Annotated in this window: 27 protein-coding genes and 1 pseudogene; 12 read left to right on the top strand and 16 right to left on the bottom strand. The window is 39.6% G+C overall.

Going from position 1 to position 21,394, the window contains the following annotated elements; translation table 11 throughout:
* The first annotated feature begins 206 nt into the window (after positions 1-206).
* From C3B51_RS04590 to C3B51_RS23875, 3 genes are read left to right on the top strand one after another with little or no spacing between them, the layout of a single operon-like run.
* Positions 207-584 carry a MerR family transcriptional regulator gene (locus C3B51_RS04590; protein ID WP_075594020.1) on the top strand — a complete coding sequence of 126 codons (378 nt, stop codon included), beginning with the start codon at positions 207-209 and terminating at the stop codon, positions 582-584.
* 60 nt (positions 585-644) lie between these two features.
* Positions 645-1,034: an organomercurial transporter MerC gene (gene merC, locus C3B51_RS04595; RefSeq protein ID WP_016708222.1), complete on the top strand. Its 390-nt coding sequence runs from the start codon at positions 645-647 to the stop codon at positions 1,032-1,034.
* A complete protein-coding gene (locus C3B51_RS23875) occupies positions 1,022-1,240 on the top strand; it encodes a GDCCVxC domain-containing (seleno)protein (RefSeq protein WP_062566147.1) in 219 nt (72 codons plus the stop codon). The genes merC and C3B51_RS23875 overlap by 13 nt, the downstream gene beginning before the upstream one ends.
* 1 nt (position 1,241) lies before the next feature.
* Here C3B51_RS23875 and C3B51_RS04605 read toward each other — a convergent pair.
* From C3B51_RS04605 to cadR, 7 genes and pseudogenes are all read right to left on the bottom strand, one after another.
* Positions 1,242-1,803 (bottom strand): annotated as a pseudogene (locus C3B51_RS04605) (manganese efflux pump MntP family protein).
* A gap of 51 nt (positions 1,804-1,854) precedes the next feature.
* Entirely contained in the window at positions 1,855-2,586 is a 732-nt protein-coding gene (qatD, locus tag C3B51_RS04610; RefSeq protein WP_016708224.1) for a Qat anti-phage system TatD family nuclease QatD, read from the bottom strand.
* Entirely contained in the window at positions 2,583-3,917 is a 1,335-nt protein-coding gene (gene qatC, locus C3B51_RS04615) for a Qat anti-phage system QueC-like protein QatC (RefSeq protein WP_130244327.1), read from the bottom strand. Before qatC ends, qatD begins: the two co-directional genes overlap by 4 nt.
* Positions 3,910-4,797, bottom strand: a complete 888-nt coding sequence (locus C3B51_RS04620; protein ID WP_130244328.1) for a hypothetical protein — start codon at positions 4,795-4,797, stop codon at positions 3,910-3,912. The genes qatC and C3B51_RS04620 overlap by 8 nt, the downstream gene beginning before the upstream one ends.
* A 1-nt stretch (position 4,798) precedes the next feature.
* The gene (locus C3B51_RS04625) at positions 4,799-6,559 is read right to left on the bottom strand and encodes a KAP family P-loop NTPase fold protein (RefSeq protein ID WP_130244329.1); all 1,761 of its coding nucleotides are present in this window, start codon (positions 6,557-6,559) and stop codon (positions 4,799-4,801) included.
* 11 nt (positions 6,560-6,570) lie between these two features.
* The gene (locus C3B51_RS04630; protein ID WP_130244330.1) at positions 6,571-7,146 is read right to left on the bottom strand and encodes a recombinase family protein; all 576 of its coding nucleotides are present in this window, start codon (positions 7,144-7,146) and stop codon (positions 6,571-6,573) included.
* A 131-nt stretch (positions 7,147-7,277) separates the two neighbouring features.
* Positions 7,278-7,667: a Cd(II)/Pb(II)-responsive transcriptional regulator gene (gene cadR / locus C3B51_RS04635; RefSeq protein WP_016708229.1), complete on the bottom strand. Its 390-nt coding sequence runs from the start codon at positions 7,665-7,667 to the stop codon at positions 7,278-7,280.
* An 82-nt stretch (positions 7,668-7,749) separates the two neighbouring features.
* Here cadR and C3B51_RS04640 point away from each other — a divergent pair, with 82 nt between their 5' ends.
* The 7 genes from C3B51_RS04640 (at position 7,750) to C3B51_RS04670 (ending at position 15,924) form a co-directional block, all read left to right on the top strand.
* The gene (locus C3B51_RS04640) at positions 7,750-8,403 is read left to right on the top strand and encodes a cation transporter (protein ID WP_016708230.1); all 654 of its coding nucleotides are present in this window, start codon (positions 7,750-7,752) and stop codon (positions 8,401-8,403) included.
* 12 nt (positions 8,404-8,415) lie between these two features.
* Positions 8,416-9,144, top strand: coding sequence for a transglutaminase-like domain-containing protein (locus C3B51_RS04645; RefSeq protein WP_016708231.1), 729 nt, complete (start codon positions 8,416-8,418; stop codon positions 9,142-9,144).
* Complete coding sequence (locus C3B51_RS04650) at positions 9,137-10,036, top strand: cation diffusion facilitator family transporter (protein ID WP_016708232.1); 900 nt, start codon at positions 9,137-9,139, stop codon at positions 10,034-10,036. The genes C3B51_RS04645 and C3B51_RS04650 overlap by 8 nt, the downstream gene beginning before the upstream one ends.
* Before the next feature lie 45 nt (positions 10,037-10,081).
* The gene (locus C3B51_RS04655; RefSeq protein ID WP_016708233.1) at positions 10,082-10,444 is read left to right on the top strand and encodes a hypothetical protein; all 363 of its coding nucleotides are present in this window, start codon (positions 10,082-10,084) and stop codon (positions 10,442-10,444) included.
* Between the two features lie 69 nt (positions 10,445-10,513).
* Positions 10,514-11,842 carry a TolC family protein gene (locus C3B51_RS04660; RefSeq protein ID WP_029216105.1) on the top strand — a complete coding sequence of 443 codons (1,329 nt, stop codon included), beginning with the start codon at positions 10,514-10,516 and terminating at the stop codon, positions 11,840-11,842.
* 2 nt (positions 11,843-11,844) lie between these two features.
* The gene (locus tag C3B51_RS04665; protein ID WP_016708235.1) at positions 11,845-12,759 is read left to right on the top strand and encodes an efflux RND transporter periplasmic adaptor subunit; all 915 of its coding nucleotides are present in this window, start codon (positions 11,845-11,847) and stop codon (positions 12,757-12,759) included.
* A 54-nt stretch (positions 12,760-12,813) separates the two neighbouring features.
* Positions 12,814-15,924 carry an efflux RND transporter permease subunit gene (locus C3B51_RS04670; RefSeq protein WP_016708236.1) on the top strand — a complete coding sequence of 1,037 codons (3,111 nt, stop codon included), beginning with the start codon at positions 12,814-12,816 and terminating at the stop codon, positions 15,922-15,924.
* 91 nt (positions 15,925-16,015) lie between these two features.
* Here C3B51_RS04670 and C3B51_RS04675 read toward each other — a convergent pair whose 3' ends face one another.
* Both C3B51_RS04675 and C3B51_RS24155 read right to left on the bottom strand, forming a co-directional pair.
* On the bottom strand, positions 16,016-16,207 hold the full coding sequence (locus C3B51_RS04675; RefSeq protein ID WP_227006812.1) for a cupredoxin domain-containing protein: 192 nt from the start codon (positions 16,205-16,207) through the stop codon (positions 16,016-16,018).
* 5 nt (positions 16,208-16,212) lie between these two features.
* Positions 16,213-16,374 (bottom strand): hypothetical protein, encoded by a 162-nt coding sequence (locus C3B51_RS24155; protein WP_353956868.1) that lies wholly within the window; start codon positions 16,372-16,374, stop codon positions 16,213-16,215.
* 656 nt (positions 16,375-17,030) lie between these two features.
* Between C3B51_RS24155 and C3B51_RS04680 the strand changes: the two genes are divergently transcribed.
* Positions 17,031-17,552, top strand: a complete 522-nt coding sequence (locus C3B51_RS04680) for a DUF305 domain-containing protein (RefSeq protein WP_008109672.1) — start codon at positions 17,031-17,033, stop codon at positions 17,550-17,552.
* A 1-nt stretch (position 17,553) separates the two neighbouring features.
* Positions 17,554-18,285, top strand: a complete 732-nt coding sequence (locus C3B51_RS04685) for a MauE/DoxX family redox-associated membrane protein (RefSeq protein WP_016708238.1) — start codon at positions 17,554-17,556, stop codon at positions 18,283-18,285.
* Between the two features lie 216 nt (positions 18,286-18,501).
* On the opposite strand, the gene C3B51_RS04690 is transcribed toward C3B51_RS04685, so the two are convergent.
* From C3B51_RS04690 to C3B51_RS04720, 7 genes are read right to left on the bottom strand one after another with little or no spacing between them, the layout of a single operon-like run.
* On the bottom strand, positions 18,502-18,852 hold the full coding sequence (locus C3B51_RS04690; protein WP_062566151.1) for a hypothetical protein: 351 nt from the start codon (positions 18,850-18,852) through the stop codon (positions 18,502-18,504).
* A 50-nt stretch (positions 18,853-18,902) separates the two neighbouring features.
* On the bottom strand, positions 18,903-19,274 hold the full coding sequence (locus C3B51_RS04695) for a hypothetical protein (RefSeq protein WP_019677951.1): 372 nt from the start codon (positions 19,272-19,274) through the stop codon (positions 18,903-18,905).
* A gap of 10 nt (positions 19,275-19,284) precedes the next feature.
* Complete coding sequence (locus C3B51_RS04700; protein WP_130244331.1) at positions 19,285-19,707, bottom strand: hypothetical protein; 423 nt, start codon at positions 19,705-19,707, stop codon at positions 19,285-19,287.
* Positions 19,691-20,356 carry a methyltransferase family protein gene (locus C3B51_RS04705; RefSeq protein WP_130244332.1) on the bottom strand — a complete coding sequence of 222 codons (666 nt, stop codon included), beginning with the start codon at positions 20,354-20,356 and terminating at the stop codon, positions 19,691-19,693. The genes C3B51_RS04700 and C3B51_RS04705 overlap by 17 nt, the downstream gene beginning before the upstream one ends.
* The gene (locus C3B51_RS04710; protein ID WP_063529849.1) at positions 20,349-20,684 is read right to left on the bottom strand and encodes a DUF2933 domain-containing protein; all 336 of its coding nucleotides are present in this window, start codon (positions 20,682-20,684) and stop codon (positions 20,349-20,351) included. Before C3B51_RS04710 ends, C3B51_RS04705 begins: the two co-directional genes overlap by 8 nt.
* Entirely contained in the window at positions 20,674-21,027 is a 354-nt protein-coding gene (locus C3B51_RS04715) for a P-II family nitrogen regulator (protein WP_130244333.1), read from the bottom strand. Before C3B51_RS04715 ends, C3B51_RS04710 begins: the two co-directional genes overlap by 11 nt.
* Positions 21,028-21,035: 8 nt before the next feature.
* Positions 21,036-21,389 carry a cupredoxin domain-containing protein gene (locus C3B51_RS04720; protein WP_130244334.1) on the bottom strand — a complete coding sequence of 118 codons (354 nt, stop codon included), beginning with the start codon at positions 21,387-21,389 and terminating at the stop codon, positions 21,036-21,038.
* Between the last annotated feature and the right edge of the window lie 5 nt (positions 21,390-21,394).

A 21,394-nucleotide genomic window follows, 5' to 3' on the forward strand; every position in this document is an offset into this window, starting at 1 on the left:
CATATCTCATCTTACAGTTTTGTTGATTAGGTTTAGACTTCACCTGACAGGCAGCAAGAGCGAACAAGAGACGGTCAGAGTGATCTGGATATGTGAACTTAATTCTACAAAGCGGACGCTTAGCGACCCCGTTCATGCAATAAAATTGAGTTTAGGCAATCCGCATTAATTGTATAATGATGTCTCTGCTTCTAAAGAGTATGTTTATGAGAACCATTGGAAAACTGGCAAAAGATTTAGATATCAATGTTGAAACGATCCGCTTTTATGAGCGCCAAGGTTTAATAGAGCAGCCTCCAAAACCCGAATCAGGTTATCGAAAGTATGACGAGACACACGCTAATCAACTCAAATTTATTCTGAAAGCTAAAGCATTAGGGTTTACGCTGAAAGAAATTGAATCACTGATGTCACAAAGTGGCAGTTGCGCTGATATAGAATCGATGGGATTGCAAAAACTTAATCTCATCCGTAATAAAATTGCTGATTTACAGCGGTTAGAGAAAGTAATTCAAGATATGACAGATTCTTGCAAGGCCAATCAAGACCCTCAATCCTGCCCGGTAATAAATTCACTTAAATAGCTATTGACCCCGTACTTATGTACGGAGTTTATACTACCTTAAAAATTGAGGTAGATAGTTATGATCAATAAAATTCTAGATAAAGTAGGTTCTGGTGGCGTTTGGCTAGCCGCCCTTAGTTGCACAGCATGTTTTCCTGCGCTCGGCTCATTGGCATCTGCTCTTGGGTTAGGTTTTCTTTCACATTTTGAAGGGATAGCGGTGAACACCTTATTGCCATTATTTGCTTCACTAGCGTTGTTAGTTAATTTCTATAATTGGTATCAACATCGAGAGTCATTAAGAGGCATTTTAAGTGTCATTGGCCCAATTGCAGTATTGCTGACCCTTTATCCTTTATGGCAATACGACTGGAGCACTTACTTATTTTACTTTGGGATCATTTGGATGGTCGTAATGTCTATTTTAGATATTGTTAAGCCCATTAAGGAACCAGTATGCAAGGTATAGAATTAAAATCTAAGATAACTTGCCCTGAATGTGGATTTAGCAAAGTTGAAACCATGCCTACAAACGCTTGCCAATGGTATTACGAATGCGAAAGCTGTAAAGCACTACTTAAACCGTTCAAAGGTGATTGTTGCGTTTACTGCTCTTATGGAACAGTTAAGTGTCCTCCTATTCAAGAAGGCAATGCATGTTGCTCAGGTAAGTAGCCTAGTATTCGGTGGTTCTGTGCCAACCAAGTAATATCTTAAATGCGATTGCGATTAACACTAAACCACCAAATAGTTCAGCTTTAGACTCCAGCCATACGCCACTTCTTTCGCCGATATTCACACCAATCTAGCTAAAGGCAAACGTCGTGACGCCTATTATCAAGCAAGCTACGGCTATATCTACCTCAAGCAATGTGATTGCATAACCTGCCGCCATTGCATCAATACTGGCGGCAATAGCAAGAACAAATAGCACACGATGAGTAACATTAGCAATATCTTCTTCAATTCCTTCAGATTGGGACTCATAAATCATTTTTGCCACCGATAAATAATAGCAAAATAAAAGCTATCCAAGGTGCATAATCTTCAATCCAAGATGATCATCCTTTACCGCTGTAATAGCCTAAAAGAGGTATAAAGCCTTGGAAAAATCCAAAATAAGCAACGGCTTTAATAAAGAGTTTTTCAGCATTTGCTACTTTTTTAGAACCTAAGCCTATGGATACTGCAAACACGTCCATACTGAGTGCTATAGCTAATACAAATACTTCAAACAAATCGATTAAACCTGAATAAAATTGTTATAAGATTACGTGACGTATAATTAGTTACTTGACTGATGTTAAACACCTAAGGTTTGCTGACAGTTGCTCAATTATCGAAGCCTTATTTTTACACCAAATTTCAGCCAGATATTCAGTAACAGTGCCAACACTTGAAGGAAACAGAATATTCCCCGCCACTTTGGCGAAAGGGCCATCAGTTTCGAGTAAAATCCTATCTTGAGGTATCCACGATATTACTTTTTTAGCTCTGGCTGAAGTAAGCATGGCTGGCCCAATAGAAAAGAAACAGCCTAGCTCGACGGCTTCTAGAACTTGCTTCTTAGTACCTAAAAACCAATGAAGAATAGAAGTACCAGCATTGGGGTATAACTTAAGTTGTTCAAGTACTTCACCTGTCGCATTAAGACTATGGATAGTTAGTATTTTGTTATCAAAGTCTTCACATTTTTTCAAAATATGCGTGAAAACCTCTAATTGATCATCAAAGTAATCAGCATAACCTTTTGAGCCATCCAGCCCAATTTCTCCAATATATCTAGTTCTATCAACTAGCTTATCGAATAGAGGTAGTTCATTTTTCCTTAAATGAGCAAGTTGAGGGTGAAGCCCCAAAGCCGTTTTACAGTGTTTTATGCCACTTGTTAACTGAACAGTACCTTCAAAAGCTGAAGGCACCGTAGTTACTGATAGCACGTAATAATTACTGCTTTTTATGTCGTTCAATACCTCTTTATGATCTGGATATAAATCAACATGGCAATGAAGATCCATCATGATGATTTATCCGCTTGGAGAAATAATTCAACCTCTGCTAATCCTCGCTTAATAGTTGATTCTAGTTTTTCTCGTATATCTTTATCTTGTGGTATTGGTCCTGACTTTCGAAGCCAAGAACGATAATTGTCAGTCTGTTTCAACCGGATAATGGCAGTTTGAACCGCTTGGAGATCATCGCGAGTATCTTTTTCTTTAATAAGACCTCTCAACCGCTTTGTCTTGTATGGCGCATCTTGTGTAAAACCAGCATGAAAAACTGACGCTCTTCGAATAAGGCAAGGTACACAATGCCCACACTGTTTATGCTCTCTGTGCCAATGACTACAAGAAACACTCAGAGGAACTGCTTTTCTAATTGCGTCTTGATCAACACATTCCGCTAACATTTCACCTTTAGTTTTGAATTGATAGGGGTTTACAAATTTGACATGAAACCCAGTGTCTCTAAGCAAAGATTCAAGCCTGCTTAGAAAATTAGGATGAGTAGTTCTAGTACTATGGCTACCAATCCGTCTTCTGGTAAGCGGTGGATTTATAGAAATATAGCCATTCTCAGGGACGACAATAGTTTCAATACTGCTATCGCAATTAGCATTTCTTAAGGCTGATATACCAAGTACCGCCATAGCTAGGAAGTTGAAGCTTCTTCCCCTCATGCTAATGTCAGTTTTACCTTCTAAATGCTTGATAATATGAGGAGACATTGAATAGGACAATTCGCCGAATGGCGGGGATAATAAATGCTTAATATCTTCCTGTTTTGCGCCATCACCACGATAAGCGTGACTAACCAAAAGCGGTTTTAAGGCTGACTCTCCGTTTAAAATGTCAATTGCACCAACTGCGCTGTCAAGACCTCCTGAAAAAAGGCAGACTGAGTTGAGTCCAATTAATGATTTTGCTTTTGCTTTCGCTTGCTCACTTGTTTTAGGAGTCGGCATCGGCATAGTTGTTTTTTCAAAAGTAAACTGCCATTGATCGCCCGTTAGAAAGTTGAGCAAAGAACTTAGTTCAGGCTCAACAGTATTCCACATATCCTCATCGGTAACAGGAACATGTAAATGCATTTTTCTAGCCCATGCATTTTCTGCATTATCCCTCAATTCAAATGTATCAGCGGCGGTAACAGCGGTTGCAATTGTTATCAGATCTATTGCATCAGCATCTACATTCAATCCCAAATCACGAACTGTTTGTAGTAGTTGTTTTGACACTAAGCTGTGCTTAGTGATGTCATTTTGATGCGTATGGAACATCTGGACAGGATGACAATCATCAGAAAAATCAGGCAAGTTAGCTGGGTCATGATTAAAATAAAAATTAGTCATCAAAGCTCTCCCACTCATCAACTGTCATGGCAATAGCATCGGCTTGAATTTTAGTAATATTTTCCTTACTGATAGTACTGGGGTTGCCATTAGTTACTTTGTCTAACTGTTCTTGTGTGATCACTTTTATTAATTCCCTTAATTCAACTTCCATTTGATGATGCTTGCTTGCAGGCTCAACGTGAAACCAAGCTCTGCCCATTCCTTCTACAACATCTTGAAATATAAGATCTGTTAAATAACAGCCTATGGCTTCTTGGATAACTTCGTCGGTAAAACTGTTAGGATCAAACTCTTCAGTATCGGGTAATGCTTCTTCTAGTGCGTAATCCAACGCAACTCTTACAGCATCCGAATCGGCATTATGAGGCGCTAAATGGCTAGCAATTTTGTCAATTGCTTGGTCAGTCGATAGCCCAGTTAGATCACCTAATGATAAGCTTTGATTATTAACCGTTACTGTGTCGCCACGCATGACACCAAGCAATCCAGAACCAGCAGTTATGCCGCTTGCTAGTCTCCGGCTAGTACTCTTACCTCCACCAGAGCCTTTTCTAGAGTAACTTTTTAATGAACGCCTTAGATCCGAAGTTGATCCACCTGTTTGAGCGTACTTACCAAATGCTCTTCTTGCACTAGCAAACCTATTTGGAGGCGGTGTTGCTGTTGGTGAACCGCCGATTTCTTGTTGAACCTTGTCATTGTCAATATCGTTACTATTGTCATTCTGATCATCTGCTTGACCACTGTCAAAGCCTGTTTGATCATCCCCATCAGTACCTGATGCAGGTTCTATCGTGACGGGGTCTCCTTGCTCTGCCCACGATGGAATTAGCGGACTCTTGTTATTCGGTCCTGTTGACGATGCGGACGTACCCATATTACTTAGTTCCCTCTAGTTCTTTTAAAATTGGATTAAGCCACCTTTGTCGGGGCAAGCTTTTTAAGAATGTAAGAAGACTTAAACAACATTTATCATCCTGCTTGGCAAGTAGCACCGCTCCATAAATGCCTGTAGGTCTTTCAGTCCAATCACCAATCAACTTAAAGTTTTCAATCAAACCATCCATGACTGACATGTATTCTTCCTTAGGAGTTGTGGTAATCGCAGTAGAGTTAACGCCACTGACCCTTACCTTTTGCTTCATTAAGTCTTCTACAAGTTTTTGAGCGGCTCCTGACATTACCGCATTAACAGCGCCCATTGGAATGCTTTCTCGACTCAGATACGCCGCTGGAGTCAAATCCACCTCAGTAAACATTGGAGGTAATTTTGACCATTTGTCAATAAAAGCTAGGTCTAGCTTCCACTCTTCAGGTAACTTAATTTCGTCAAATTCAACTTCTGAATTTTCGAGTTCCGCCAATACTTTTGGGAACCCCTTTTCCTTGTCAATTAATTCATAAAGCTTATTGGTAGCCTGAGTGCCTAAGCACCTCTCAAAAATTACCAGCTTAGTGATGGTTTTTTCATCAAGCTGCATACCTCGACGGTGAGCCGTTTTCTTTCTCATCTTCACTTGGTTCAGTAATCGCTTAACTATGCGAGGGTTGCCGTTAATGTTTGTAGATTCAGCTAATAGTGGAGCTAACTGCTCAGCAACTACAAATTTACTTCTGAGTTCTGAATGCTTTTCGATAGCGTGATCTTGAAGTAGCTCATCAATGGTTATTTGTGGTTGTTTCCACGACAGCCTTAATGATTCTTCAAGGGCACATCTTATCGTTTCTAATTGAGCATCGGTAACGCCGTGGTCTTGAGCAGTAAGCATCATTAAATATGCCCTTATCTCCAGAACGCCGGGTCTTGGTACATGCACAGGAATTTGAATAAGCTTGTCTAAATAATCAGTTTGATGTCGTTGAGATGCACCTTTGTGATATTCCGGCACAGCCAAGCGGATCATGTCTTCATCGGCGGCAATAACAAATGCGGTATTTGGTAGAAATAGAAATAATCTGATCGCCTCAAGTGTTGAAATGGCATTAAATGGAGAGCAGCGATCTAAATTATCGACATAGACAATAAGTGGTTTATCAAACTCCTTTAGCAGATCTGAATATGCTTTTCGGAATTCTTTAATTTCTTTAGGAGGTGAGAATGATTTCTTATCTTTGATCAAACCTTTGTTTTTCTTCGCGACATCCTTAGCGCCATCGACAGCACCTTTTACATCATCAACATCCAGTTCACCATCGTCACCACCACTGAATAGTCCCATGATCTTCTGTATACCACCTATAGTTGGTATACCAGCTAATGCTGCACCACCATCCATAAGTAGTCCCATCAGTCTGATCTTATCTATTCGTCCAGCAAACTCTTTTGCTTTTGCACTTAGGTTTTTATCGTCTGCTGCTTTTTTAACTAAAGTAGATGCGATTGTTTCTAATAGCGCAGCTTTAGCATCATCGTACCCTTGGAAAGTCCATGCATCAAAATGTACTTGGATATATTCTTGTTCATCAGTTTCCAAAGATGCTTTGGTAAGTTCAAGAATAGTAGATTTTCCTGCGCCCCAATCACCAAAGACACCGACGCTAATAGGCATTAATTCCTTTTCTGTTATAAGATCTTTTATTGACTCAGCCGTTTCATTAAAATTTAAGAAATCAATTTTTGATTCTTTATCAGACCACATAACATCTCCCTTTATTTATTATTTTGCTTTTCCATTCTTTTAATAGTTCTGTGAACCGTAGGGCGGCTAACAGAATATTTTTTTGCTAATGCAGAAATCGATTCACCATTTAATTTATCTTTATATAATTCCTTCGCTTGTTTATCAGACAAAGCAGACATTCTCCCCATATGTTTGCCTTTAGCCTTAGCCTCTTCACGACCTTCAGCTGTTCTGGCTTTTATTAAATCCCGCTCAAGCTGAGCGAAGACTCCGCAAAGGTTGATCATCGCCGTCGAGAATGGATTATCATTTTTAGTATTGAGAGAGCCGTCGATGATATTTAAACACGCTCCCTTTTTATGAATACTTTCAATTGCTTCGAGAATAGTCTTTAATGATCGGCCAAGCCGATCAAGGCGAGTAACAATTACTTCATCGCCTTCTCGTATAAAATTTATGAGATCTTTTAACTTCTCATCATTTTTAATCGAAGCACCACTTTGCTTCCCTTGAAATACTTTCTCACAGCCATGAACGCCCAACTTGGACAGTTGAACTTGTAAATCTTGTTCTTGAGTCGAAACTCGTGCAAAACCAACTTTCATATGTACGAAACCTGTAACTTTCGTACATCTTAACAATCAAGTGAACGAAAGTACATTAAATAAATTTCGTACATGAACGTAATAAAATATAGTTATTCGTACACAACACGGATAGAAAATGAATGACAATTCTAACTATCAAGTGACTTAATTATTCCACACGCTTCAATGGTGTTTTCAGTTGTACACAAACTTGCCATTTGTTGAAGCTCAGCTTTTAGTGCTTTGAGTTCTCTCATTCGATTGTTAACTAAGGCCAATTGTTGAGCAATGAGCTTATTAACACTTGCACAGCTTTCTTCTGGCTTATTTTTCAGTTCCATAAGGCGTTTAACATCTGTTAGAGGGATATCCAAACTTCGGCAATGCTTTATAAACTCTAATTCTTTTAAAGCCCGTTCACCGTATAACCTGTAATTCCCTTCAGTACGTTCAGGAGTTGAAAGCAACCCTTCTTTCTCGTAATACCGAATTGTTTGTATCGAACACCCTGTCGTTTTTGAAAGTTCACCTATCTTCATAAAACTTTAGTCCTAAATCTTGACTCTATAGTCACTATAGACTTTATAGTTAAGTTATCAAGCAAATAACTAAGGCCGTGCAATGAGTGGTTGTGGTTGCGAAGTCGAACTAAAAGATGCGAAACAAAAACATGTGCTGTATTGGTTGCTAGGTATTAATGCGGTTATGTTCTGCGTTGAGATTACTGTGGGCCTATATGCAAACTCAACGGCTTTGATAGCAGATTCAATGGATATGCTGGCTGACGCAATTGTCTATGGTATTGCTCTATATGCCGTGAGCCGATCTTTAAAGCATAAAGCCAATGCAGCCCTTATCAGCGGTTACTTTCAGCTGACACTCGGAATACTGGTAATCTTTGACATAGTAAGAAGACTCGGAGAAGGTGAGCCTCACTCTTGGTTCATGATCGGCTTTGGTTTTGTAGCATTAATAGCAAACGTCATTTGTTTAGTTTTAATCAGAATGCAAAGCAATGGTGAAGTCCATATGCGTGCAAGCTGGATATTTTCAGCCAACGATGTGATCGCAAACTTGGGGGTCATTGCTGCTGGTGTTTTAGTGATGCTACTTGATTCTCGCTGGCCTGACATTGTGATTGGTAGTGTGATTGCAACCCTAATTTTAAGAGGGGCTTACCTGATTATTACTGATGCGAAGAAAGAGCTGAGCAACGCAGAGTTAACAAGCGAAAACAATAGCTGTAGTGGAAGTAAATCAAAATCATGTTCTTAAAGGAGATGGATAATGAGTGCTAATTATTTAGAGAAAACACAAATATTAGACTTAGATGATCACAGCATCCAATCTCTAATAGCAGATCGGAATTGGAATACAATGGATGAATACAACACAATAGGAGCTGCTTACACCTTTGTTAAAGATGAGATTCAGTTTGGTTACAACCGCAGCGATGATATATCTGCGAGTGAAGTTTTAGCGGATGGCTATGGACAGTGCAATACCAAGGGAAACTTGTTAATGGCTCTATTCCGAGCGCTTGGTATTCAGTGCCGATTTCATGGTTTCACGATTGACCAACAGCTTCAGAAAGGCGCTATTCCTTCTTATGTATTTTGGCTTGCCCCAAAATCCATTATCCATAGCTGGGTAGAAGTGCTCTATGAAGGTAAGTGGATCAATTTAGAAGGCTTCATTCTCGACGAAGCTTACCTAAGTTCAATTCAATCCAAATTCAGTCAAGCTAAAGATAATTTTTGTGGTTATGGAATAGCTACTACCTGCATAAGTAACCCAGAGACGAACTGGGTTGGTAAAGATACTTATATTCAAAAAGAAGGCATACACGACGACTTTGGCTTTTATGACTCACCCGATGAATTCTATGCTGAGCAGGGAACCAATCTAACGGGTATTAAACGTTGGGCGTACCAAAACTTTATCCGTCATATCATTAATTGGAATGTACAAAGGCTTAGAAGAAAAAATGTAACCGCCGAGGCTCAACATGCATAACCACTCTCACGGTCATGATCACCCTCACAATGATGAGGACGCTTCGAGACGCATTGGCTGGGCTTTTTTTCTAAACCTCACGTTTACCATCATCGAATTTATCGGAGGTTGGTTAACCAATAGTACGGCAATCATGGCAGATGCTATCCATGATTTAGGAGATAGCATCTCCATAGGCACCGCATGGGGATTAAATAAGCTCAGTAACAAGCCTGCCTCTAGCCAGTTTTCATATGGTTACAAGCGCTTTTCATTGCTTGGCGCATTGATTAACGGTTTGGTATTAACTGTTGGTTCTGTTTTTATACTAATTGAGGCCATACCAAGATTAGCTAACCCCGAAATGCCTCAAGTCGAAGGAATGCTTTTATTAGCTATTTTTGGCATGGTGGTAAACGGTTACGCTGCCTATAAGCTAAGTCATGGAAAGACCTTAAATGAACGAGTTTTAAACTGGCACTTGCTTGAAGACGTTTTAGGTTGGATAGCTATATTTATTGTATCAATCGTATTGATGTTTGTTGAATGGCCCATACTCGATCCTATTTTATCAATTGGGTTTACCCTTTTTATTTTATTTAATGTTGTAAGAACACTGAAAACGACACTTATGCTCTTCTTGCAAGCGACACCAGATATTGATCTTATTGAAAATATTAAATCGAAAATAGTTTCTAAAGCCATTGTGGGTGAAGTACATCACTTACACATCTGGTCACTTGATGGTGAACACAACGTTTTAACCGCCCATATTGTTTTAAACACTGAAATATCTAACGAAGAGCTGAAATCGTACAAGCTAGAGTTGCGACAGGAGCTTAAAGAGTTTGATTTTGCTCATACAACAATTGAAATAGAGTTCATAGACGAGCAATGTCGTGACGCAAGCTAAACGATAGTGTTAACATTGGCATAACTAAGAGATAGTTGAAACGAAATGAATATTAAACAATTCCCTGCATACATCATGATAGTGCTGATATTACTTCAGTCATTTTCTGCTGTGGCAAAAGTTGCTGATGTTCATATTGTTGATTCCGAGCATATAAAAACCGAGCATGTTCATGCTTTAGATGACCACATTTCTTCTGAAAAATTAATACAATCATCAGCAGATAATGACCAACACAACCCCGCTGATTGTCATCATTGCGGACACTGCAATGGCTCGCATGTACAGTTTGCTACGCATGTTTACATCAGTAGAGACATTGATTTCAAATCAAGTCAGGTATTTGATTATTTAAAAGTAGTCATTGAAGCTCCCCCTTCCAGATTACTTCGACCTCCCAAAAGTTAGTCCTTTTATTTAATTGGCGCGTTAGGCGGTGAAGCCAACGCTCGTTTCATAAAATAAACAGGACAAAATATGAATATGTCTTATTTTAAGGCCCCCGTACTTGCTTGGAAGAAAGTAAAACGGTTGCTTCTGTTGTCGTTTTTAGTGACAACTAATAATGTATTTGCAAATGACTTAACTGTTGATTCAGTTTCATTGTCAGAGGCAATACAACGAACACTTGCAAACAACCCACAGCTAACAGCTTTTAAATACAAACAAAAGCGTTTAGACGGCGAGTTAGCTACCGCAGGGTTAAAACCTGAATATAACGTCAGCGCTGAATTGGAAAACTTTGCAGGTACAGGTGATGTATCTGGATTCAGCGACGCTGAACTTACCTTATCAATATCTTCCGTGGTGGAATTGGGAGATAAGGTAAATAGCAGAAAGCTTTATGTTAATGCCCAACAGCAAGCAATAGCTGTTGAAAAAAGAATACAAACACTCGATATTTTGGGTGAAGTAGCAGCTCGCTATATCGATGTTTTGACGTTACAGCAAATCATGCTCGTCAATGAAAATGCAGAAAAGCTAGCACGAGAAACCTATCAAACTGTCTCCAAAAAAGTTCGTGTTGGTTCGGCACCGTCATCAGAGCAAAAACGAGCTGATGCAGCTTTAGCAACAGCTCGACTAAAGACGCTAACCATTTCCAAGCAGTTAGAGGCCAGTGTTCGTAAGTTAGCTATTATGTGGGGAGAACAATCACCGCAATTCTCTCGTGTATCAGGCGATTTATTTGCACTTCCCAAAACAATATCACTCGAATACATCATGGCTCAACTTTCTCAAAGTCCTCATATATTAGCTTATGCAGAGCAATCGAGAATTCAGCAAGCTCAATTACAATCAATCAACGCACAAAGCCACGCTAATATAACGTGGAGCGCAGGTGTGAAAAGACTTGAAGGTAGCAATGAGACTGCGTTGGTTGCAGGAATTAGCGTCCCTCTGTTTACGAGTGATAGAAATAGAGGCAGCTATCAATCTCAAAAAGCAAAACTCGATGAAGTTGAGCAGCAACGGAAAGCCAGTGAGCGAGCAATTTACAGCCAATTAGCGACATTTTATGCGGCTCAGGAAGAGGCTCGCCTTACGGTTGAAACCTTACAAACCAGTATTATTCCGCCTCAAGAAAGTGCTTTGTCATTAGTGCAAAAAGCCTATTCGGACGGGCGCTTTAGTTATTTAGAGCTAGTTTCAGTTCAAAAAGAGCTTATTGAGATGCAATATGCGCTTATTTTTGCCGCAAGTGAGGTTCACAAACAAAGCGCCTCCATTGAGTCCTTATCAGGCATTCCATTAATTTCTTCCGGCAATACAGAAAGCCAACTTTCAAGCTTTATTGAGAATTAATCATGAAAAAGAAAAATATATTAAATTCACCAATCAGCCTTTTCAAATTAATGCTTGTTGCTGTAATTGGTTTCACCTCCATCACGACCTCAGCCAGTGAAGAACACAAAGATGAAATAGTCTCTATGTCTGTTGAGATGGCTAAACAAAACAGCATTGAAACAGTAGCAGCAACTAGCGGTGTTATTCATAACGAAGAAGTTGTATATGGAAAAATCGTTGCCGATCCTGCCTCACTTGCGCACGTTAACGCTAGATTCGATGGTGTTATTAAGGAAGTAAAAGTCAATCTCGGCGAAGAGGTCAAAAAAGGTGAAACGTTGGTAGTGATTGAATCCAATGAGAGCTTAAATCAATATTCGATAAAAGCACCAATGTCTGGGCGTATAGTCGCTAGGCAAGCCAATATTGGCGAGCTTACAAATGGTGAAAACTTGCTGACAATAGCCAATTTTGACGTGGTTTGGGCACAACTATCAGTGTTTCCTACTCAGCTAAGTAAGGTTAACGCTAACCAGCAGGTGCTAATTCATAGCACTGAATTTAATCAAAGTGCGCAAATTAGCTATTTAACACCATCACTAAACGACAAGCCATACTCATTGGCATTTGTAAAATTGGATAACAAAACCAACAAGTGGCCGCTTGGCACTGTAATTAAAGGTGCGGTTACGACCAGTCAACACTCTGCTCCAGTTGTTGTGCCAAAAGGAGCCATTCAAGAGTTTGAAGGCAAAGATGTTGTTTTTATTAAAGAAGGCAATGAATACCACCCTAGCGCCGTAAAAACTGGCGCTTCAGACGCTATCAATATTGCTATCATCGACGGTTTGAACGTCGGCGAAAGTGTGGTTGTAAAGAACAGTTATCTGCTAGTTGCTGATCTAAAAAAATCGGAGGCTGGACATGAACACTAATCTCCGACCTTTTTGTCCTCTACATATTGGCTTCAGTATTATCGAGGTGAAAATATGATCGCTTGGATACTAGAATTATCTATCCGTAGACGTGGTACTATGTTGCTTATGGCCTTGTTTATCATCGCTTTAGGAATATGGAACTATCAGAAGCTACCTATTGACGCTGTGCCAGATATAACCAATGTACAGGTACAAATAAACACGCAGGCTCAAGGTTATTCACCTTTGGAAACAGAGCAACGGATTACGTTTATCGTCGAAACGGGCTTGGCGGGTTTACCTAAGCTGGATTATACCCGTTCACTTTCTCGATATGGCCTGTCGCAAGTGACTGTTGTGTTTGAAGAAGGCACAGATTTGTATTTTGCCAGAAACCTAATCAATGAGCGACTTAGCGCAATTAAGGAGCAACTACCGTTTGGCATTGAACCAGAAATGGGACCAATTGCTACGGGCCTCGGTGAAATATACATGTACAGTATAACTGCCGACGAAAGTGCAAAGCAGAATAATGGCTTACCCTATGATGCGATGGCGTTAAGGGAGATCCATGACTGGGTAGTGAAACCACAACTTGCATTGGTTAAAGGGATTACGGAAATCAATGCAATTGGTGGCTATAAAAAGCAATACCATATCAATCCCGATCCGTTAAGGATGTTGCACTTCGGTATTACCAGTGAAGCACTATCAAATGCAATAATGCGAAATAATGCAAATCAAGGGGCTGGATTCATCGAAAGAAGCGGACAGCAAATTCTTGTTCGTTCACAAGCTCAGTTGCAATCTATTCAAGACATCCAAAACGTCATTATAAAAAGCGACGACGGCACACTTGTAAAAGTTAAAGATGTCGCCGAAGTTGCGATAGGAAAAGAGCTAAGGACAGGAGCTGCATCACTGGAAGGCAAGGAAAGTGTGATTGGCACCGCAATGATGCTGGTAGGAGAAAATTCACGCTCGGTGGCATTGGCTGTTGGTGACAAGCTTAGTGAAATCCAAAACAGTTTACCTCAAGGCGTGTCCATAGTTCCCTTATATGACAGGACAACTCTGGTTGATAAAGCAATTAGCACCGTACAGAAAAATCTTATTGAAGGTGCATTACTGGTTATCTTCGTATTGTTCCTATTACTGGGTAACATACGCGCCGCTTTGATTACCGCCGCAGTAATTCCTTTGGCAATGTTGGCAACAATCACGGGCATGGTTCAAAGCAAAGTCTCTGCGAATTTAATGAGTCTGGGAGCCTTAGATTTTGGATTGATTGTCGATGGCGCGGTAATAATCGTTGAGAACTGCATTAGGCGGTTAGCAGAAAGCCAAAAACGAAATAGTTCTGTCATTTCCCTGAAAGAACGCCTAGACATTGTTTATTCTGCTACCAATGAGGTTATACGACCTAGTGTTTTTGGCGTATTGATCATAACGATTGTCTATTTACCTTTGTTTACCTTATCGGGTGTCGAGGGCAAAATGTTTCATCCGATGGCCGCAACGGTGATAATCGCTCTATTGTCTGCAATGGTATTTACCTTCACGCTAGTCCCCGCTGCGGTTGCTTTATTCTTGAAAGGCAAAATCAGCGAAAAAGAAAGTCCAGTAATTGTCGGCGCTAAGTCAGTTTATAGTCCTGTTTTGAAGTGGGCTTTAAAACTACGTTGGCTAGTTGTTTGCGGCGCTGCTTTACTTGTGACATTTAGCATATTACTTGGTAGTAAATTAGGATCTGAATTTGTTCCTCAACTTAATGAAGGTGACATTGCACTGCACGCGATGCGTATTCCGGGCACGGGTATTGACCAAGCTGTAGAAATGCAGAAGGTACTTGAACAACAAATTATGAAATATGATGAAGTTGTTACGGTGTTTTCAAAAACGGGCACAGCAGAAGTTGCGACAGACGCGATGCCGCCAAATGTGACTGATACTTTTCTGATATTAAAGCCGAGAGAGCAATGGCCCGACCCTAATTTAACGAAAGAGGATTTTGTTGAAAGGCTGGAAAAAGATCTCAGCTCTATTCCCGGCAATAATTATGAGTTTACTCAACCAATTCAGATGCGATTTAACGAATTAATTAGCGGAGTAAGAGCTGATTTAGGGATTAAGCTCTACGGTGATGATCTATCCCAACTTGTCATTTCTGCACAAGAAGTTTTGGCTACACTCAATACAATTTCAGGTGTTGCTGATGCGCGGCTCGAACAAGTTGATGACGTGCCTATCTTTACCGTTAACCCCAAGCCTGAAGCATTAGCGCTATACGGGTTGGATGCAAGCGACTTACAGTCTTGGTTAAAAACAGTCGTGTCAGGTGAAGGCGCAGGGTTAATATTCGAAGGTGATCGTCGATTTGAAATTGTAGTTAGATATCCTGAGCTGTTGAGAGCCAACCTTGATCAGCTAGGTAATTTGCCAATCGCGACAGAAAGTGGTGAGTTTGTACCTGTAAGCGAAGTTGCAGAGTTAAATTATACGACAGTTCCAAGTCAAATAAGCCGAGAAAATGGTAAGCGACGAATTGTAATTACAGCAAATGTTAGAAACCGAGATCTAGGCTCATTCGTACAAGAGGCACAGCAAAAAATTCAACAAAATGTTGAATTGCCTGCTGGTTATTGGCTTGAGTACGGCGGAACATTTGAGCAACTTGAGAGTGCAACGCAAAGATTATCCATCGTAGTACCTGCCACATTGTTTGTAATTTTGACACTGCTTGTCATAGCATTTAGTTCAATAAAAGATGCCCTGATCATATTTAGTGGTGTGCCTTTAGCACTTACAGGCGGCGTATTGGCTTTGTGGTTAAGAGACATGCCTCTTTCAATTTCTGCTGCTGTTGGATTTATCGCTCTTTCAGGGATAGCTGTATTAAATGGACTGGTGATGCTGTCATTCATTAAACAGCGATTACTTGAAACAGGAGAGCTAATAAACTCAATTATCGAAGGTGCAACTATCAGGCTTCGCCCTGTATTAATGACCGCTTTGGTTGCTAGCTTAGGTTTCATTCCTATGGCATTAAACGTCGGAACTGGGGCTGAAGTTCAGAGGCCATTAGCAACGGTGGTAATTGGAGGGATTATTTCCTCTACTTTACTTACTTTAGTTGTTTTGCCTGTTCTATATAGAATTGTTTACAGTAAATACAAATCTTAACTTTAATTTAGAGGCTTCTCGTAATGTTTTCGAGAAGCCTTTTGTTAAGTTACTTTTGCTCGTTCAGGTGTGTAAAAAGACCTATTTAAAACTAAATTACTTTTAAGACGCCGCGATACATTTGTATCTGACAATGAAACTCATGCTCTCCCTGTGACAAGTTTAATAAGGTAATTTGAGTAATTTCATTTAACTTAAGCTGTTCGCTTATATCCAATGAAGGAATAAGCATTATTTCAGCGCAGGGGGATTGCTCTTTATGACCGTTATGAACGCACGTCATTATTGCTAATTGCGCAGATTATGAATGAAACTGGTAAACGGATTATCATTTTTTGTACTGACAGAACCATTAATAATCTTTGAACAATCGCCCCGTTTGTGAGTACTTTCAATGTCCTCAAGAATAGACTTTAATGATCGGCCTAGCCGATCAAGGCGAGTAACTATTACCTCATCACCCTACCTGATGAAATCGATTAGCTTCTTTAACTTTTTTCATTTCTAACCGAAGTACCAGACACATTGCCTTATAATATTTTTTTACAACCATAATAGCCCAACTGAACAGTTGAGCATTCAAATCTTGTTCTCTAGTAGATACTCTTGCAAAACCACTTTCATGTGTAGGAAACTTTTAGCTTTCGGACATGAACGAGATAAAAGATCAATATTCGTTCATTTAAAAAGTGAAATAAATGACAACTCTAACTATCAAGATTAATTCTTCCACATGCTTTAACTGTGTCTTCACTTGTACACGAGCTTACATTTGTTGAAGCTCAGCTTGTAGTACTTTGAGTTCCCACATTAGATTGTTAACTAAAGCCAATTCCGCCTGTGTCTATCACAAGTTCAAAACTCAAACTCTAAATATAAGCTGATTTGATCTCCTTCAAAGAAGATTTTTTGCCCATAAACTCTTACACCGAAATGTGTAGATTAGTACTGATTCACAATAATTGCGCTGAAATTGAGTCAATCGTATTACAAATACTCTTATTGATACTGGCTCATTACTTGCAATTTTTCGAGAACATGACCACATGTAGAGAATAATAGGCTAACAGTGGGAAATATTTACACTATCAATGTAAGGATTACTTATGAAATACTCAAGATTTGCTGCAATGATCATCACCTCAACCATTGCTATGTTTGTCATGATGTATCTCAACACTTACGCAGTATCACATATATGGTTTAGTGAAACGCGTATCTATATGGCGTTGTATATGGGAGCAGGTATGGCAATGATCATGCTGGCCTTTATGCTTGGCATGTACAGTAACAAGAAGCTCAACATGGCTATTTTTCTATTGGCGACAATACTGTTCGCCATATGTCTTTATCTTGTTCGCTCTCAAAGCACAATTTCTGACACTGCCTACATGAAAGCGATGATTCCTCATCACTCCATTGCTATTCTTACTAGTGAGCATTCAACTTTGGAGGATGTACGCGTGCGTGAATTGGCAAATGGTATTATTAAAGCCCAACGAAAAGAAATAAAAGAAATGGAATGGCTGATTAAGGATATTTCTGAAAATGGAAAGGTCAGCTCACAAGCTCAGGCTGAGCAACGACCGCTCCCAAAGTTTGAAGGCACACTGAACAAAGGAGACTAAGATGACTAAGACAGCTACCCTGTACAGAATGGTCACTGACGAACATATCTGCCCCTATGGTTTAAGGTCGAAAGATTTGCTGGAGAGGCAAGGGTATGATGTAGAAGATCATAAGCTCACGTCAAGACAACAAGCTGATGACTTCAAAGATAAGCATGATGTCAAAACTACGCCACAAACCTTTATTGAAGGAAAGCGTGTCGGAGGATACGATGACTTAAGAGAGTATTTTGGTAAAGATGAAGCAGGTCAAACTGGCACAACCTACACGCCAGTTGTAGCCATTTTCTCGATAGCTGCACTTCTTGCTGTCGCATCTCAACATTTTGCTTCCGGCTCATTTATCTCCATCAGAACACTGATGCTATTTATAGCTTTTTCAATGACGCTCTTAGCGGTGCAAAAACTGAAAGACCTATACAGTTTCACAAATTCGTTTATTACTTATGATTTACTAGCGATGAGATGGATAAGATATGGTTATATTTATCCCTTCATTGAAGCATATGCAGGTATTGGTATGGTTGCCCAACTACAGCCTCTCGCAGTGGCACCATTTTCATTGTTTATCGGCACAGTTGGAGCAATTTCAGTTTTCAAAGCCGTTTACATTGACAAACGCCAGTTAAAGTGTGCCTGTGTAGGCGGCGATAGTAGTGTGCCACTTGGATTTGTATCGCTATCTGAAAACTTATTTATGATCGCGGGAGCATTGATTATGCTGCTGATGTAAAGGTATAGCTCTATTCGGCGGCTCCTTAACTGTTAAGATTAGACCTAGGATGCCAGCCCACACCTTTCTAATCCATATGTAACATTTTTTCTGTCGTACTGGCATCAAGATAACCAGAACTGAGCAAACAATCTCAAAGGTTGTACAAAATAACACTAAAGCTTTTTCATTAAGTTTTATTGTTATGCTCTTGTGGTGGCTTTCGCCACCACTTTATTAGTTTTCAAGTTCCACCATATCTTTCGCTGCAATGTCACCAGACACTAGCTTTACAGTTGCGAAATGATCATTCACAATTTTAGTAATTTGTACCGTTCCTACCTTTTCGATAGTGTAGGGATCGTCACCTTCACTCAATACTATTCTTTCATGGAATCTAATAACACTGTATTTTTGCCCAACCTCTGCGCCATGCTTAGCACCAATACAGATTAGAGTTCGATTATCAGAACTTTCTACTACCTGACCTCTCATCATGTATTTATGATAAAAAGTGGTATTAGAACAACCCACTAAATATAAACCGAATGTAAGCAATAAAAGAGCTTTTATATAGGGTGTTTTCATCACTGTTACCTCATTTGACTAACTAATTATCTATACACTTTTTTATGAATTCATTTGTTTTTCCGGCCAGCCCCCGAAGGTGCTTGATGACAACTCCAAGGCTTATGAACAGAGTTATCTTTGATGTTCTGATCAACAAATTTATAGTAACTTTCTTTAGTATGTGTCCACCAATCATCATGAACATCTGCGCCATACTTACGGATTACCTCCTCAATCCCATCAAGGCTTACGTTTGCGGCATCATAGGCAAGGTGTATTTCACCTTCTTTGATGTTGTAACTAACTTCATCTATACCAAAAAGCTGATCTATTTCTTTTACTAACTCGTCACAGCTTTCTTCTGTGACATTGCTAAGCTTTAGATTTCGAACAACTAAATTCTGCTCTCTAACGCCAACTCTATGATCTAAATCGCTCATAATTTTTCTCCTAATGTTTGTGTGAATGCTGTTGATTGCTATCTTTAATTTCTTCCATTTTCCGGTTCATCTGCGGCATCATGTTTTCCATCATTTCCAGATGATGTTCAGCCATTGCAATTTGTTTATGTATAGGTTTGTCTTCCATATCTCGATGCATGATCTGCATAATTTTCATCATTGAACGTCTATGTTTATGCATCATTCTTTTTTGCTTTTCAGGATCTTGTTCAGATTTAATTGCTAAAACTTCTTTTTTCATTTCCATCATCTTTTTATGCATTTTTTCCATATTTTCATGCGACATTGCCATGCCTTGATGCATATCAGAATTATTCGCACCTTCATGTTTATGCTCATTGTTTTGAGCAAATAAACTTGTGGCCGCCAATAGTGAGCTGACAAATAAAATTGATTTACCTAACGTTTTCATGATTTTTACCTTCTATGTTTTTATTAAAATTTGGAATCCAACTTGGTGTCGATTCCATATATCTGTGGTACTCCGAACCAAACTCGGCAATCGCTTGTGCTTCTTCGCGTTTCGCTAGCTTGACGTAAACAACGACTAAGATTGGAAACATCGCAAGTGTTGGGATGGTCGGCCACTGCAATAAAAAGCCGAACATGATTAGAATGAATGCTACATACTGTGGATGACGACACCTTGCATACCATCCTGTGGTCGCTAATTGATGATTTTTTTGCGCGTGATGTAATACATTCCATGCTGAAGACAACATAAAGAAGCCAGCAACAATAAATACCATACTCGCTATATGAAATGGGTCCCAATGGGCATCACCTTCAAAACCAAAGAAAGTATGCAATAAGTGCCCATTTTCATGCGCAAAGAAATTTACTTCTGGATAGGTCTCCGTCAGCCACCCCGATAGAAAATAGATAGTTAAAGGAAAGCCATACATTTCAGTAAATAGGGCAACAATAAAGGCGGAGAACGCTCCAAGGCTTCGCCAATCAGTAGATGTTTTTGGTTTGACAAAACTAAAGGCAAAAAAGATAAAAATTGCTGAGTTCAGTATCACCATTGACCATAAGCCATAATCATATGTCTCATTCATCACTGTTCTCCTTTTTATGTGATTCCTTACGTCCTTCTTCTAAACCTTGTATGTAGCCGTCACGATAGGCAGCATTTTTATCCGTGAGTTCTTGAAAGCTCTCTTCCTTTTTCTCATCAGGCGCATGTGAATGATCGTGGCCATGTTTGCCATGACTGCCATGCATAAATACGTGCATCAACGGGCATAGCAATAAAATCAAATAAGGAAGAAATTGCAGTACATGCTGTCCATGTTCAAAGATTAAAAAATAGGTGGCTGCCGCAATAAGCACCAATGCAGCCCAGCCTGTAGGTGTTGACCAAAATTTAGGGTGCTCATTTTTCATGATGGCCTCCTATTGACCGTAAATCCTCCGCTGAAGCTTCAGACTTAGAATTTATCCAGTAGAGATTATCCACAGGAGATATGCTAACTAACCCTTCTCCTTCAACGTTGGTATGCGCAGCATCGAGCAAAACTTCAGCAACATGTTCGGCATCGTCGAAGGCAACATAAATTGTCATTACTATATGAGCTGATAAGTGATTTCTATTGTAGGTATCAGCATATGCGCCTCTGCCAGTTACTTTATGTAGGGTAAAGCCTTTATAGCCATGTGAAAGTAATGCCTCTTCTACTCGTGTTAACACCATTTCATCAAAAATGGCTGTCACTTTTTTCATGTTCATAAGCCCTCCTAAACAACCTTTAAGACACCGCGATACATTTGCATCTGACAATGAAACTCATGCTCTCCCGGTGATAAGTTCAATAAGGTAATTTGAGTAATTTCATTTAATTTAAGCTGCTCGCTTATCTCCAATGATGGAATAAGCATTGTTTCAGCGCAGGGTGATTGATCTTTGCGCATAAACTTCAGAGTGACAGGCTGGCTAGCAGACACTTGAATTGAGGATGGTGAATACACGCCATCCCTCACTTCAATGAGTACTTCATTATCTTGAAAAATTGTTTTATTGGGTTTGTATAGCCAAAACCACCAAACAATCAGTGCAATTAACACTAAGCCTAATAAGTTAATTACCATCATCGTGC

This window comes from Pseudoalteromonas rubra (genome assembly GCF_004212645.1).
Classification (GTDB): domain Bacteria; phylum Pseudomonadota; class Gammaproteobacteria; order Enterobacterales; family Alteromonadaceae; genus Pseudoalteromonas; species Pseudoalteromonas rubra_G.